General features: G+C 72.2%; 16 protein-coding genes. 7 read left to right on the plus strand and 9 right to left on the minus strand.

Annotated elements, in window-relative coordinates; all coding sequences use genetic code 11:
• Positions 1-83: 83 nt before the first annotated feature.
• Both EJK15_RS70400 and EJK15_RS10465 read left to right on the plus strand, forming a co-directional pair.
• Positions 84-2,048, plus strand: a complete 1,965-nt coding sequence (locus tag EJK15_RS70400; RefSeq protein WP_171074215.1) for a sensor histidine kinase — start codon at positions 84-86, stop codon at positions 2,046-2,048.
• Positions 2,045-2,680 (plus strand): response regulator transcription factor, encoded by a 636-nt coding sequence (locus EJK15_RS10465; RefSeq protein ID WP_206060764.1) that lies wholly within the window; start codon positions 2,045-2,047, stop codon positions 2,678-2,680. The genes EJK15_RS70400 and EJK15_RS10465 overlap by 4 nt, the downstream gene beginning before the upstream one ends.
• 6 nt (positions 2,681-2,686) lie before the next feature.
• On the opposite strand, the gene EJK15_RS10470 is transcribed toward EJK15_RS10465, so the two are convergent.
• From EJK15_RS10470 to EJK15_RS10480, 3 genes are all read right to left on the minus strand, one after another.
• Positions 2,687-3,913: a S1C family serine protease gene (locus EJK15_RS10470; protein ID WP_138710179.1), complete on the minus strand. Its 1,227-nt coding sequence runs from the start codon at positions 3,911-3,913 to the stop codon at positions 2,687-2,689.
• Between the two features lie 179 nt (positions 3,914-4,092).
• Positions 4,093-4,521 carry an STAS domain-containing protein gene (locus EJK15_RS10475; RefSeq protein ID WP_138710180.1) on the minus strand — a complete coding sequence of 143 codons (429 nt, stop codon included), beginning with the start codon at positions 4,519-4,521 and terminating at the stop codon, positions 4,093-4,095.
• A gap of 130 nt (positions 4,522-4,651) precedes the next feature.
• Positions 4,652-5,233 carry a helix-turn-helix domain-containing protein gene (locus EJK15_RS10480; RefSeq protein ID WP_240776883.1) on the minus strand — a complete coding sequence of 194 codons (582 nt, stop codon included), beginning with the start codon at positions 5,231-5,233 and terminating at the stop codon, positions 4,652-4,654.
• Between the two features lie 78 nt (positions 5,234-5,311).
• Here EJK15_RS10480 and EJK15_RS10485 point away from each other — a divergent pair, with 78 nt between their 5' ends.
• The 5 genes from EJK15_RS10485 (at position 5,312) to EJK15_RS10505 (ending at position 9,494) form a co-directional block, all read left to right on the plus strand.
• Positions 5,312-5,890 (plus strand): CGNR zinc finger domain-containing protein, encoded by a 579-nt coding sequence (locus EJK15_RS10485; protein ID WP_138710182.1) that lies wholly within the window; start codon positions 5,312-5,314, stop codon positions 5,888-5,890.
• On the plus strand, positions 5,887-6,396 hold the full coding sequence (locus EJK15_RS10490) for a protein-tyrosine phosphatase family protein (protein WP_420847034.1): 510 nt from the start codon (positions 5,887-5,889) through the stop codon (positions 6,394-6,396). The genes EJK15_RS10485 and EJK15_RS10490 overlap by 4 nt, the downstream gene beginning before the upstream one ends.
• Positions 6,397-6,443: 47 nt before the next feature.
• Positions 6,444-6,956, plus strand: a complete 513-nt coding sequence (locus EJK15_RS10495) for a GNAT family N-acetyltransferase (protein WP_138710184.1) — start codon at positions 6,444-6,446, stop codon at positions 6,954-6,956.
• 117 nt (positions 6,957-7,073) lie between these two features.
• Positions 7,074-8,264 carry a site-2 protease family protein gene (locus EJK15_RS10500; protein ID WP_138710185.1) on the plus strand — a complete coding sequence of 397 codons (1,191 nt, stop codon included), beginning with the start codon at positions 7,074-7,076 and terminating at the stop codon, positions 8,262-8,264.
• A 66-nt stretch (positions 8,265-8,330) separates the two neighbouring features.
• Positions 8,331-9,494 (plus strand): zinc-dependent alcohol dehydrogenase, encoded by a 1,164-nt coding sequence (locus EJK15_RS10505; protein WP_138710186.1) that lies wholly within the window; start codon positions 8,331-8,333, stop codon positions 9,492-9,494.
• Positions 9,495-9,521: 27 nt separating this feature from the next.
• Here EJK15_RS10505 and EJK15_RS10510 read toward each other — a convergent pair whose 3' ends face one another.
• The 6 genes from EJK15_RS10510 to EJK15_RS10535 all read right to left on the minus strand — a co-directional run bounded on the left by EJK15_RS10510 (position 9,522) and on the right by EJK15_RS10535 (position 13,002).
• Positions 9,522-10,010 carry a hemerythrin domain-containing protein gene (locus EJK15_RS10510; protein WP_206060765.1) on the minus strand — a complete coding sequence of 163 codons (489 nt, stop codon included), beginning with the start codon at positions 10,008-10,010 and terminating at the stop codon, positions 9,522-9,524.
• Positions 10,011-10,158: 148 nt separating this feature from the next.
• Complete coding sequence (locus EJK15_RS10515; RefSeq protein ID WP_171074216.1) at positions 10,159-11,118, minus strand: alpha/beta fold hydrolase; 960 nt, start codon at positions 11,116-11,118, stop codon at positions 10,159-10,161.
• 107 nt (positions 11,119-11,225) lie between these two features.
• Positions 11,226-11,498, minus strand: a complete 273-nt coding sequence (locus EJK15_RS10520; protein ID WP_138710188.1) for a hypothetical protein — start codon at positions 11,496-11,498, stop codon at positions 11,226-11,228.
• Between the two features lie 72 nt (positions 11,499-11,570).
• Complete coding sequence (locus tag EJK15_RS10525) at positions 11,571-11,942, minus strand: hypothetical protein (RefSeq protein ID WP_138710189.1); 372 nt, start codon at positions 11,940-11,942, stop codon at positions 11,571-11,573.
• Between the two features lie 6 nt (positions 11,943-11,948).
• Positions 11,949-12,515, minus strand: coding sequence for a hypothetical protein (locus EJK15_RS10530; RefSeq protein WP_138710190.1), 567 nt, complete (start codon positions 12,513-12,515; stop codon positions 11,949-11,951).
• 22 nt (positions 12,516-12,537) lie between these two features.
• Entirely contained in the window at positions 12,538-13,002 is a 465-nt protein-coding gene (locus EJK15_RS10535; protein ID WP_138710191.1) for an Hsp20/alpha crystallin family protein, read from the minus strand.
• Positions 13,003-13,395: the final 393 nt, after the last annotated feature.

The raw sequence follows: 13,395 nt of genomic DNA on the forward strand, positions 1-13,395 counted from the left end.
AGGGCACGATCACCCAGGCCGCCCCCAAATTGGGACATTTCGTCCCGTGACCGCGGGACACGGCGGATGACACCATTCGAGTCGTGACCCGCACCTCGATCCGCCTCGGCACCACGGCCGGGATTCTGCTGTTCTGCCTGGTCGTGGGCGCGCTCGCGATCGAGCCCCAGCTACGCGTGCTCGGGGTGACGGGGTTCGTGGAGCGTTTCGACGCCTTCCGCGCCGTGGCCGCGCTCGCGTTCGGCCTGCCCGGCCTCTTCGTCGTGGCGCAGCTTCCGGTCAGCCGCGTCGGGTGGCTGATGACGGCGATCGGGGCGGCGCAGGGGGTGGGGGTGGCGCTGTCGGCGTACGGGCTGCTCGGCATCAACGGCGGTCGGCTGCCCGGCGACGACTGGGCGATGTGGCTGTCGAACTGGCTGTGGATGCCCGCCTACCTCGCGGTGCCCACCTTGTTCCTGCTGGTCTTCCCGGACGGGCGGCTGCCGTCGCCGCGGTGGCGCCCGGTGGCGGTGCTGGCCGTGGCGGCCATCGTGGTCAACACCCTGGACTGGGCGTTGCGGCCGGTCACCGTGGTGGACGTGGCCGGGCTGTACCCGCCGGGCTACGTCGGCGTGCTGGCCGGGCTGCCGCCGTTCCCGCCCGTCCTGCGCGTCGCCGCGGCGGGCTGCTCCGCGGCCGTGGCCGTCCTGGCGGTGTCGTCGCTGGCGGTGCGCTACCGGCGGGCGCAACCGGGGGCGCGCCGCCAGTTGCAGTGGGTGCTGGCCGCCGCCCTGGTCACTGTGGTCATGCTGGGCGCGGGCCAGTTGCTGCAGGTGGCCGGGCCGCTGCTGGTCGCGCTGGCCCCGGTGCCGCTGCCGGTGGCCGTCGCGGTCGCGGTCGTGGCCCACCGGCTGTGGGACCTGGACCTGCTGCTGTCGCGGGCGCTGGCCTTCGGCGCCGTCAGCGTGCTGCTGCTGGGGGCGTACGCGCTGGCCGTGTTCACGCTCGGCCGGGTGGTGGGGGCGGCGGCGAGCGCGGCGCTGGTGGCCTTCGCCGTCCATCCCCTGTACACGCGCGTCCGCGCCAGAGCCAACCAGCTCGTGTACGGCGACCGCGACGACCCCCGGCAGACGCTGCGCCGGCTCGGCAGCCGGCTGTCCGACGCCGAGCCCCCTGGACGGCTGCTCGACCGGATGGCCGCCGAGCTGGGCCGCAGCCTGCGCGTGCACTACGTGGGCGTCGAGGAGTCCGGCGCGATCGTCGCCCAGTGGGGCCGCCCCGCCGAGGCGTCGGAACGCGTACCGCTGCATCACTCGGGCGAGCGCGTCGGCACGCTCGTGATCGGCGAGCGGCTGCGGCCCAGGGACCACGCCCTCCTGTCGGAGCTGGCCCCGCACCTGGCCGTGGCCGTGCGCGCCCACCGCCTCGGCGCCGACCTCGAACGCTCTCACCGCCGCCTCCTGGCCGCCCGGCAGGAGGAGCGCGACCGGCTCCTGTACGAGCTGCACGACGGGCTCGGCCCCACCCTGGCCGCCCTCGCCCTGCACATCGACCGCGGCCGCGGCCTCATCGACACCGACCCCGGCCAGGCCAAACACCTTCTCGGCGACCTGGCGCTGCGCACCCGGACGACGGTCGACACCGTACGCGCCATCGTGCACGACCTCGCCCCACCGCCCCTGGACGACCTCGGTCTGGCCGACGCACTGGCCGAGCTCGGCAGGGGCTTCGCCGGGCATCTGGAGGTCGACGTCGACACGCCGCCCGACCTGCCCGACCTGCCCGCCGCGGTCGAGCTGGCCGCGTACCGGATCACCGCCGAGGCCCTCACCAACGCGGCCCGGCACGCCCAGGCCTCCACCTGTACGATCCGGTTGCGCGCGCAGGACGATCTGGAGCTGAGAGTGGACGACAACGGGATCGGCATGGCCTCCCCCACGCGTCACGGCTTCGGCCTCACCTCGATGCGACGCCGCGCAGAGGAGCTCAACGGCACCTTCGATCTCCTCACCGGCACCGGCCCCGGCACGAGCGTCCTCGTCCGCCTGCCGCTGAACGGCACGCCGTGATCCGCGTCGTGGTGGTCGAGGACCACCCCGTGTTCGCCGAAGGGCTCCTCACCCTGCTCTCCGACCTGCCCGGCGTGGAGGTCGCCGGGATGGCAGGCACCGGGGAGGCGGCCGTCGACCTGGTCGACCAGGTGCTGCCCGACGTCGTGCTGATGGACCTGCGCCTGCCCGGCATGGACGGGGTCGCGGCCACCGCGCACATCATCGCCCGCCATCCCCAGGTGGCCGTGCTGGCGCTGACCATGATGTCCGACGACGCCTCGGTCCTGGCCGCCATCCGCGCCGGCGCCCGCGGCTACCTCCTGAAGGAGGCGACGCCCGCGGAGATCGTACGGTCGCTGGAGGCGGTCGCCGCCGGCCAGGTCGTCTTCAGCCCGGCCACGGGCACCCGCGTGCTCTCCGCCCTGACCTCGCAGGCAACGGGACCGCGCCCGCTGCCCGAGCTGACCGACCGGGAACGCGAGGTGCTCCACCTGCTCGCCACCGGCCTCACCAACACCGCGATCGCGCAGCGGCTCTTCCTCAGCGAGAAGACCGTCCGCAATCACGTCTCCAACATCTTCGCCAAGCTCGGCGTCTCCGACCGCGCCTCCGCGGTGGCCCGGGCCCGGGACGCCGGCCTCGGCACCTGAAACAGGCTACTTCTGCTGTTCCATGGTGACGATCACGGTGTCCGTCTTGCCGTTCCGCACGTACGTGACCTCCACCTGCTGGCCCACCTGGAACCCGCGGACCTGGCCGACGACCGTGTCGCCGCCCTCGACCTTCGTGTTGCCGATCTCGGTGATGAGGTCGCCCTGCTTCAGCCCCGCCTTCTCCGCCGGGCTGCCCGCGGTCACCTGGCGGACCAGCGCGCCGGGGGCCTCGCCGGCGGCGTCCGTGACGCTCACCCCGAGGAACGCATGGCTCACCTTGCCCTTGCTGATGAGCTGCTCGGACACCAGCTTGGCGGTGTTCACGGGGATCGCGAAGCCGAGGTTGACGCCCTCGGAGGACACCGCGCTGTTGATGCCGATCAGCTCGCCCGCCGCGTTCACGAGGGCGCCGCCGGAGTTGCCGGGGTTGATCGCGGCGTCGGTCTGGATCATGCCACCGAGCGTGGTCGTCTCGCTCTCCGCTCCCTGCTGGCTCCAGCCGGGCGGGAGCTGCTGCTCGTTGGGGCTGCCACCGGCGGTGACCGTACGGTCGAGCGCGCTGACGATGCCCGAGGTCACCGTCCCGTCCAGGCCGAGCGGGCTGCCGAGGGCCAGCACGTCGTCGCCGACCTTGAGCTGGTCGCTGTCCCCGAGCGTGGCCTTGGCCAGCCCCTTCACGCCCTCGGCGCGGATGACGGCGAGGTCGGTGGCCGGGTCGGTGCCGACCACAGTGGCCTTGGCCGTCGTGCCGTCGTTGAACTTCACCGTCAGCCCGCCGTTCTGCCCTGCCACGACGTGGTTGTTGGTGAGGATCAGCCCGTCCTCTGACAGCACCACGCCGGAGCCCTCGGCGGTCTGCCCCTGGATCATCACGACCGACGGCTGCACCTTCTCCGCCACCTGCGAGATCGTGAGCTGGTCGGCGACGGTGCGGAAGACGGGGCTCGCCGCGGTCGCGGTGGTGGTCACCGTGGGGCGTGCGCCGCCTGCCATGTACGCCCCCACGGCGCCTCCGCCCAGCGCCGACACCCCCATGGCGGCCACGGCGGCCAGCGCGAGCCCGGCGATCGCCTTGCGGCCGACCCGGAGACCCGGTCGCCGCGGCGGCGGCGGTGGCGGCAGGGCGGGGCCCACCGGTTCCGGCCGCGTGAACCCTCCCGCGGAGGGCGGTGTGTCACCGAACTGGCTCCAGCCACCGGCGCTGTGCTCGCGAGGCTCGTTCGCGTCCATGTCATCTCCTAGGTCCCGATGACACAAGAATGATGAATGGCGGGTAAGTCCTGCTTAAGCGCAAGATCCCGGCGATCGTCGCCCCCTGACACCGGCCTTATCGCCGCTGGCCGGGCGCGATCGCCGCAGCCGGAAATCAGCTGAAATTTTCTTGCGTCCGCGTACCAAATCGACTGGGGTCAAGCCTGGGTGAGGGTTCTCTCCGGCGCACTGGACTGCTGGAGCGCGGCGATCACCGCCTGCTCGACCGTGGCGTGCACATGCAGCACGGTGTGCGCCTGGGTGATCTCCATGATGCGCGCGAGCGTGGGATGCGGCGCGGCCAGATGGAGGGCGCCGCCATGCTGGCGGGCGAAGGCATGGGTGTTCAGCAGCACGCGAAGTCCCGCGCTGCCGAGGAACCCGGCCTCGCTGAGATCGATCACCATGTGCTCGCCGGGCATGCGCCGGCTGCGCTGGACATAGCGGTCGAGCTGGCCGGCGGTCGCGGCGTCGATCTCCCCTGCCACGGAGATCACGCACACGCCCGGCAGCCTCTGGACGGCGAACGTCAGATCCTGCATGTGATGCCCACCGATCAGAATTCGGGCCAGGAATTCGGGTGACATGGACACAGGGATTGCTTGCCTTACCGCACACTATCCGGGAGTCGGCCGCCGCATAAGATGTCCGCGCCCACTTCTTACCGAGCTCCGGAGCACAGGTGCGTTCATTTGTCAATGATCGCGGCGCCGGGCCCTAGTCGTTGGGGCGCGGGTGGGCCCTGCGGGGGCGCATGATGAGCGCGGCCACGTGGTACGTGCACGGAACCCCGCCAGGATTGGCGTAGGCGTGCTCGACGTCGGCGGCGAAATAGACTGAGTCGCCCGCGTTCAGGTCGAGGTGCCTGTCGCCGAGGGTCAGCCGGAGAGTGCCGGACTCGACGGCGACGTACTCGTGGGAGCCCGCCGCGTACGCGGGGAACCGGCCCGCGTCGCACTTCGGCGGCAGCGTGGTGCGGATCCACTCGAAGTTCACGCCGGGCACGACCGGCGTGAGGATCGTCCGCCGCCATCCGCCGGGCTCGTCGAGGTGCTCCTGCTCGGTGGCGCGGCGCACGATGACGCGGCAATCCTCGGGCTGCGCGACCAGCTCGGCGACGGGCACGCCGAGGCCGTCGGCGATGCGGGCCAGCACGACGATGGTGGGTGCCTTGTGCCCGCGCTCGACGGAGGACAGCATACTCACGCTCACGTCGGCCGCGTCGGCCAACTGCTGGAGCGTCATGGCCCGGTCGTGGCGGAGCTCCTGAATGTGCCTGCCCAGGGCTTCGAGGTTCACCAAGCCCCTATGGTAGGGGTTTCCCATACTGTAATGGGTATAGTCTCTCTATAACCCTTACAGTTCGGAGGGCAGGGCGTGGACATCTCCATCATCGACTACGCGGTGGGGGCGGCGGTGGCGACCGACCTGGTCAACACCTCGCCCACCGTGCGGGCCACCGAGGCCCTTACGGACCCGGACGCGCTGACGGGCTTCCTGGCCGAACGCGGCGTCCGGCTCGACGCCCTGGCGGATGGGGCGCCGACCGCCGACGACCTCCACCAGATCCACCTGTTGCGCAGGGAGGTGCGTGGTGTCCTGGAGACCGAGTGGGAGGAGCAGGCCGTCGCGGGCGCGATGGTGCTGGCCGGGCGTGCGGGCCAGGCCCCGGTGCTGCGCCGCGAGTCCGGCGGCTGGCAGTGGTACGTCCCCACCGCACCGGGCGCGTCGCCGGCCGGCGAGCTGGCCGCGCTCATCGGCATCGGGCTGCTCGGCGCAGTCCGGACGCTCGGCCACAGCCGTTTCCGCCCCTGTGCCGCACCGGGCTGCCGCGGCGTCTTCGTCGACACCAGCCGGGCGGGGCGCCGCAGCTACTGCATGCCGGACCGATGCGGCAACCGCGTCAACGTCGCCGACCACCGCGCCAGGCGACGGATGGGGAGCGTGATCCGGTGAGCTCCCCGACATCCGATGGGCGCGATCCGGCGAGCTTTCCCACGTCCGATGGGCGCGACCCGGCGAGCGGTCCGCCACTTGTCGGCGCGATCCGGCTCCCGGACGGCTGCTGGGTGCGGGGCCGTGGTCTGCGGCGCCCGCTTCCCGAGGGACCTGCGCCCGGCTTCGGGCTCTACCTGGGGTCTGGCCGGCTTCGTCGCCGGCACGACGCCGCGTTGCCGTGGCCGCGCGAGTGGATCGAGTGGCCCGACTTCCTGCTCCCCCGCGACCGGGACCTGGCAGTCCGTGGCATCCGCGCGCTGCACGAGCGGGCGCGGGCCGGGGAGCCGGTCGAGGTCGCGTGCGGCGGCGGCATCGGCCGTACCGGCACCGTCATCGCCTGCCTCGCCGTGCTGGCCGGGCTGGATGCCGCCGGCGCCGTGGCCTGGACGCGGGAGCACCACCACCCCCGGGCCGTCGAGACCCCGTGGCAACGCCGCTGGATAGCCCGGTTCACGGCCGACTGACTACTCTATAATGGGAGTTGATTTCACTATAGAGAAAGACGATCACTGTGACGCCTCCCCAAGCCGTCATCCGACCGGCGGTTCCCGCGGACCTGAAGGCCGTGGCCGAGATCAACTCCCACTACGTCACCAACACCGTGATCACCTTCGAGGAGACGCCGCCGGCCGTCGACGACTGGCACCGGCGGCTGGACGAGCTGACCGGCCGCGGCCTGCCCTTCCTCGTCGCCGACCGGTCCGGCGAGGTGGCCGGGTACGCCTACGCCGGCCCCTGGCGCCCCAAGTCCGCCTACCGGCACACCGTGGAGGACTCGATCTACCTCGCCCCCGGACACACGGGCCTGGGACTGGGCGGAGCGCTGCTGGGCGAGCTGGTGGCCGGGTCGATCGCGGCCGGCATGCGCCGGATGATCGCCGTCATCGCCGACGCCGGCGACGACCGCTCGATCGCGCTGCACCGCCGTTTCGGCTTCACCGAGGCGGGCCGGCTGATCGACGTCGGCTACAAGCACGGCCGCTGGATCGACACCACGCTCATGCAACGCGCCCTGGCCTCGTAGTCAGCGGTGTGCGCGGTCGCCCTCGGTAGCGGCGGCTGACGGCCGGACAGGTTTTCGCATCCTCACCCGGGTAGCGGAATTGGCGCTGGTCGGCGTCGATTCGCGAGGAGTGGGCAGATGCGTTCGTCGTTCAGTCTGGGCCGCATCGGCGGGGTCCTCGTCGGGGTCAACGTCAGCGTGCTCTTCATCGTGCTGATCCTGGTGGTCGGGCTGGCCTTCGGGCGCTTCCCGATCGTCTTCCCCGGCTACTCCGTGGCGGCGTACCTGCTCGCCGGGCTGGCCGCGGCCGTGCTGTTCCTGGCCTCCCTGCTCGCCCACGAGCTCGCTCACGCCTTGGTGGCCAAGCGCCACGGCATCGAGGTGCCGCAGATCACGCTCTGGCTGCTCGGCGGGATCGCCGAGCTCCGCAGCGAGCCGAAGTCGCCCGGCGCCGATCTGAAGATCGCCGTCGTGGGACCCGTGGCCAGCCTGGCGTGCGGGGTGGTCTTCGGGGCGCTGGCGCTGGTCTCCGGCGCGGCGCTGGTGGCCGGGATGTTCGCCTACCTGGCCGGCGTCAACGTGCTCCTGGCCGTGTTCAACCTGGTCCCGGCCGCGCCGCTGGACGGCGGCCGCGTGCTGCGTGCCGCTCTCTGGGCGCGGTGGGGCGACCGGGTGCGCGCGGCGATCGCCGCCGCCCGCGCGGGGCGGGTGTTCGGGTACATGCTCATCGCGCTGGGCTTCCTGCAGGTCGTCACCGGACTCGGCTTCCAGGGCCTGTGGCTGGTCCTGATCGGGCTGTTCCTCGTGAACGCCGCCAGTGCCGAGGAGCAGCAGGCGCAACTCGGCGCCGCCCTGCACGGCGTACGGGTCGGGGACGTGATGTCGCGGCAACCCGTCGTCGCCCACCCGGACGAGACCGTGTCCGGCCTGATCGACCGCCTGGTGATGAGCCGGCGGCTGTCGACGTACCCGCTCGTGGGCGCGGACGGGGCCTTCCTCGGCCTGGTGACGCTCAACCGCATCAGGGAGGTGGCCCCCGCGGCGCGGGACGCGACGCGGCTGGCCGACATCGCCTGCCCTCCCGGGGACGTGCCGCAGGCCACCCCCGATGAGCCGCTGACCGGGCTGCTGGGCCGGATGAGCGGCTGCGCCGACGGGCGGGCCGTGGTGCTCGACCCCTCCGGCCGCCTGATCGGGCTGCTCACTCCGACCGACATCAGCCGGATCATCCAGACCGCCGGGCTGCACAGGACCGACCCTTATCTCCACCCGCGCGGCGCCGACCTCGCCCTGCCACCCCGCGACCACCAGCATCGCGACGCCGCCTGAACGGGGCGGCCCATTGAGAGGCCATGAGAAGCCACTGAGAGGCCATCTGAGAGGAAGGAAGAGCTGATGAAGGCTGTCGTCTGGCACGACGTCGGCAAGATCGCCGTTGAGCAGGTGCCCGATCCGCGCATCCAGGAGCCGGAGGACGCCGTCGTCCGCATCACCGCCAGCGCGATCTGCGGCACCGACCTGCACTTCGTCCGCGGCACCGTGCCCGGCATGCGGCCGGGGACGATCCTGGGCCACGAGGCCGTGGGGGTCGTGGAGGAGACCGGGCCCAACGTACGCAACTTCAATCCCGGCGACCGCGTGGTCGTGTGCTCCACCATCGCCTGCGGCCGCTGTGCCTACTGCCGGGCCGGCTACTACGCGCAGTGCGACGTGGCCAACCCGAACGGCCCAGCCGCGGGAACGGCGTTCTTCGGCGGGCCGGAGAGCACCGGTCCCTTCGACGGGCTCCAGTCCGAGTACGCCCGCATCCCGTACGCCCACACCGGCATGGTCGCCATCCCGCCCGGCGTGACGGACGAGCAGGCGCTGACCGTCTGCGACATCTTCCCCACCGGCTGGTTCGGCGCGAAGCTGGCGGAGGTCGGCAACGGCGACGTGGTGGCCGTGCTCGGCGCCGGGCCGGTGGGGCAGCTCGCGGCGCTGTCGGCCCGCATGCAGGGTGCCGGCCGGGTGCTGATCGTCGACGGCAACGCCGACCGGCTGGAGACCGCGCGCCTGCAGAACGCCGAGACGATCGACTTCAACGTCGAGGACCCGGTGCAGACGGTCAAGGAGCTCACCGGCGGCATCGGCGCCGACCGGGTCATCGACGCCGTGGGCATCGACGCGGAGAGCCCCAAGTCGGGACCAGCCGCCGAGGGGACCGAGCGGAGCACCAAGGGCGGCGCCTGGGTCCCCGGCGACGCGCCGAACCAGGCGCTGCGCTGGGCGGTGGAGATGGTCGACAAGGCCGGCACCATCGGGATCGTCGGCGTCTACCCGCCGCAGCACGAGAGCTTCCCGCTGGGCGCGGCCATGAACCGCAACCTCACCATCAAGGCCGGCAACTGCAACCACCGGCGCTACGCGCCCGGCCTGCTCAGCAAGATCGCCGCGAGCGCGGCCGATCCCAGCACTGTGCTGACCCAGCAGGAGGACCTGCCCCACGTGATCGACGCCTACCAGGCGTTCGACCGCCGCGAGCCCGGCTGGACCAAGGTCGTCCTCGAACTCGGCTGACCCGCCAGGCCACCGCGGCCGGCGGGATCAGCGCTCGGCGTCGTCCAAGAGCAGGAAATCGGGCGGGGAGCGGTCCCACGCCGGCGCGTCCAGCGCCGAGACGATCCGCTTCTCCTCGTACACGAAGTGCGTCTCCATCAGCGCGGCGAGGCTGTCCAGCTCTCTGCGCACCGCGGCGGGGTCCGCCGCCCCGTCCAGGCCGTCGAGCAGCTCCTGCAGTCTCTGGAGCGAGTCCTCGACCAGTTGGTGATCGCGGCGCAGCTCGTCCAGCACGGGGCCCAATTCGGGGAACCGCTCGGCGAGCTCGGGGAAGGCGCCGCCGTCCTCGCCGGTGTGGTGCCGCTGCAGCGCGGAGCAGAAGGTCAGGCAATGGGCCCTCAGTTCGCGGGGCCGCGCGTCCCCGGCGAGAAAGGCGTCGACGTCCTCGCGGAGCGCGTCGAGCTCCTCCCGGAGCCAGAGGTGTACCTCGATCAGCTGGTTACCGAACGCCAGCAGGCGCTCGTCAGGTCTTTCCACAGTCGTCCCGGGATTCCGGCGCCTCCATGCCCTCGGCGATCTCCTTGCCGGGCGCACCGCGACGCTGGCAAGGACTTCACCACACGCCTTGGCGGCTTGTCCAGAGGGCTCCCCGCCGCCTCCCTGCCGGGCAGGATCGGCGGGGAGCCTATCGTGCGGCGACCACGTCGCGGATCGCGCCGATGACCAGCTCGGGCTGGGCGGCCTGCACGTAGTGCTCGGCGGTGGCGGCGATCATCAGGCGGCCCCGGGTGGAGAGCGCGGCGAGGCGCCGGGCCTGATCGACGGCGATGGCGGGCTGGCCGGAGGGGACGATGACCACGACGGGCCGGTCACCCCACGCCCCCGGCCGTACCGTCGCCCGGACCTGCGCGGCACTGTCCAGGACGGACCAGGCCTCGGCCCGCGCGGCGTCCATGCTCCTGCCCCCGTAGACCACAGAAGCATGGACGCGAGCCGGGGCGGTGGCCTCGGCGGGCACCAGCGCCTCGCCGGACAGCCGCAGCAGGCCGGTCCGCGCGAGCAGGCCGTTGACGGTGAACTGCGCGGCGAGCAGCGGCCTGGACAGGTTCAGGGCGTCGGCGGCGTTCTCGTCGGTGACGTCGATCAGCACGAGGCCTGCGGCAAGGTCAGGCCAGCGGCCGGCGAAGACCCGCACGATGTTGCCGCCGTAGGAGTGTCCTGCCAGGACGTACGGCCCGCGCTCCCCGGCCGCCGAGAGCAGGGCACGCAGCTCCCCGGCGGCGTGCCAGGCGGTACGCGGCGGCGGGCCGTCCTGACTCCAGGCGTAGCCCGCCCGGTCGTAGGCGCACACGCGGGCGCCGCCGGAGAGCCCGCGCTGGATGACGTCCCAGCTCGCGCTCGACTCCGCCAGCCCCGCCTCGAGCACGACGGTGGGCGTCCCGGCGCCGGTGCAGTGCAGGTGGAGCCGGTGGTCTCCCACCCGCACGAGCCTGCCCGGCGCGGGGTGACGCGTGCCGTCGGCCCGCCGGGCGACGGACTCGTAGCCGAACCCCGCGGCCGCCACCAGCGCGACCAGCGCCGCGCACCAGACGACGATCCTGCGCAGCCGTGTTCCCCGGCCACCACGGGGCTTCTCATCCGTCACGTCATGAATCTAGGGGCGTGATCGTCCCGTTTCCTCGTCCTGGCGATCGAACCCGGTCTGGGACCAGGATCCTGGAAGAAGTCCGCCGCCAGGAGGGGCGCGGCGCCTCAGGCGCCCAGGTCCCGGACGATGTTGTCCAGCCGGTGCGCCAGGTCGTCCAGGACCTTGTCGGTCAGGCGGTCCGGGAGCTTGGCCGCCACCTCGTCACGGCGGGCGATGACCAGCCCCTTGTGGGCGTCGTCCACGTCGGCGGCCGGGAGGACCACGCAGTCGCCGCGCACGAAGACCAGCGTGGCGTCGGGCTGTTCCGAGGTCAGCAGCCGGCGGACGCATTCCCGATCGATGAGCTGCGCCACGACTCCTCGCTGAACGTGTTTCATGCGGGCCTCCTAGCCAGGTTCGTCCGTTCTCAGCAGGGCGTTTACCCTGCTGACGAGGGTGAAACCAGGCGCTCATCCGAACGTCGGCGGGCCGCCATCCGCGCGGGAGCGGCGTACGCCGAACACCACCAGATACGCGGCCGCCCCCAGCGCGACGGCGGCGGGCAGGATGGCCAGCAGCGGCCGTCCGGCCAGCAGCGCCAGCAGCGCCAGCACCACCCCGGCGAGCACGCCGAGCGCGGCCGCCAGCAGGCGCACGCTGAGCGCGTTCGAGGGCGGCGGCGCCTTGGCCCACCGCCCCCGGCCGGCCCCGGCGACGTCGGGCACGCCGGTGTCGCTCACCTTCCCCGACTCCGACACGGACTCGGGAGGCGGTGGCTCACGCAGGACGGGAGCGAAGAACTCGTCGTGCGGGTCGCCTGGATCGTCGTTTCGCCTGTTCATCGCTTTTCACCTCGCGGTCGCTTCCAGCTCGCGCAGGAAGGGCGTGACCACGGTGTTCAGCTCCGCCACGAGCGCCTCCAGCGAGGCCTGGGCGTCGTCGAGGTTGGGCAGGCCGTCGGCGCGCGCCCGGGTGGGCGTCGGCAGGCGGTCCGCCGCCAGCGGCACCCGCAGCTCCAGCGTGGTCAGCGCGGTCGGCCGCTCGTACGGCGGCGCCACGTACGCCGGCTCGCCCCCGTCCTGGCGCTGCCAGCTCGACCAGCCGTCAGGAAGCGGGACCGGGGCCGGGACGGCGAGCTCGACCACGGCCAGCGGGCCGCGCGTCTCCTCCGGGCGGTGACAGGTCGCGTCGAGCACGCGGGGATGGCAGCGTACGTAGGGCGACTCGGCCATCGGCCGAGTGGCCACCTCCCACGCGCCCAGCGCGAAGTGCAGCGGGTCCAGCGTGACGCCGCCCGCGGCCGGCTCCCCTTCCGCCGCCGCGAACGCGTGCCGCCACCTGCGCAGCTGCTCGCCATAACGGGCCTGCGTGCCCTCGTGCCCGGCGTCGATCCAGAACGCCTGGGTCCCGGCCATGCGCCTCCCCCGAACTCGGTCGTCAGCCCTTGATCTCGACGCGGCGGGAACGGCCCTGCTCGGTCTTGGGCACGCGTACGGTCAGCACGCCGTCGGCCAGCTCGCCGCGGATCTGCTCCGTGTCGGCGTCGCTCGGCAGGATCGTGCGGTAGACGAACTTCCCGGTACGCCGCCGGAGCCTGTTCCCCTTCTCCTCGTCGTTGATCTCACCCGAGACGCACAGCTCGTTGCCGTCGAGCTCGACGTTGATGTCTTCCCTCTTCAGACCGGGCAGTTCGGCGCGGACGACGTACGCGTCGGGCGTCTCCTCGGTCTCGGCGACGGGCCGCCAGGCGGCGATGTCCGTCTCGGGGCCCTGCTCGAACAGCCGTCCCATCTGATCCCACAACTGCTGGAACTCGGTGAAGGGATCCCAGCCCCGTCTCGGCCAGGAGCCACCCCACTGCTGCTGCACCGGCGCCCGATTGCGCCTTATGGGCAGAGCCATTGCCTCTCACCTCCAGGACGCGAGGAACGCGATCGTTCCTGCTCGCTAAGCTCATCGCGTCCATACCCCTTCGTCTGCCCACAAACGTCGCGACGAGGCGTTCCCATGACGTACCGGTTAACAGCATTTCAACTTTGACGAACGCGTCTACTGCCTCCTGACAGCCAATATCAGGAATCCATCAACACTTACGGAACAGCTCGGCAAACCTGGCCATTTATGGGCCAATCGGGCGCTGTCACCGTCGAGGTGCCCGCCCTCCTCGCCCCCTGACCGGCACCTGCGCCGGTCCGAGGACGGCGGCAGAAGGGCCACCTCAATGCACCGCATCCGCGCGTTACTCGCCGCTGCCCTCGGCGTCGCCTCCGCCGCCACCCTGACCCTCGCCGTCAC

It is taken from the genome of Nonomuraea basaltis, from assembly GCF_005893125.1.
Taxonomy (GTDB): Bacteria; Actinomycetota; Actinomycetes; order Streptosporangiales; family Streptosporangiaceae; genus Nonomuraea; species Nonomuraea basaltis.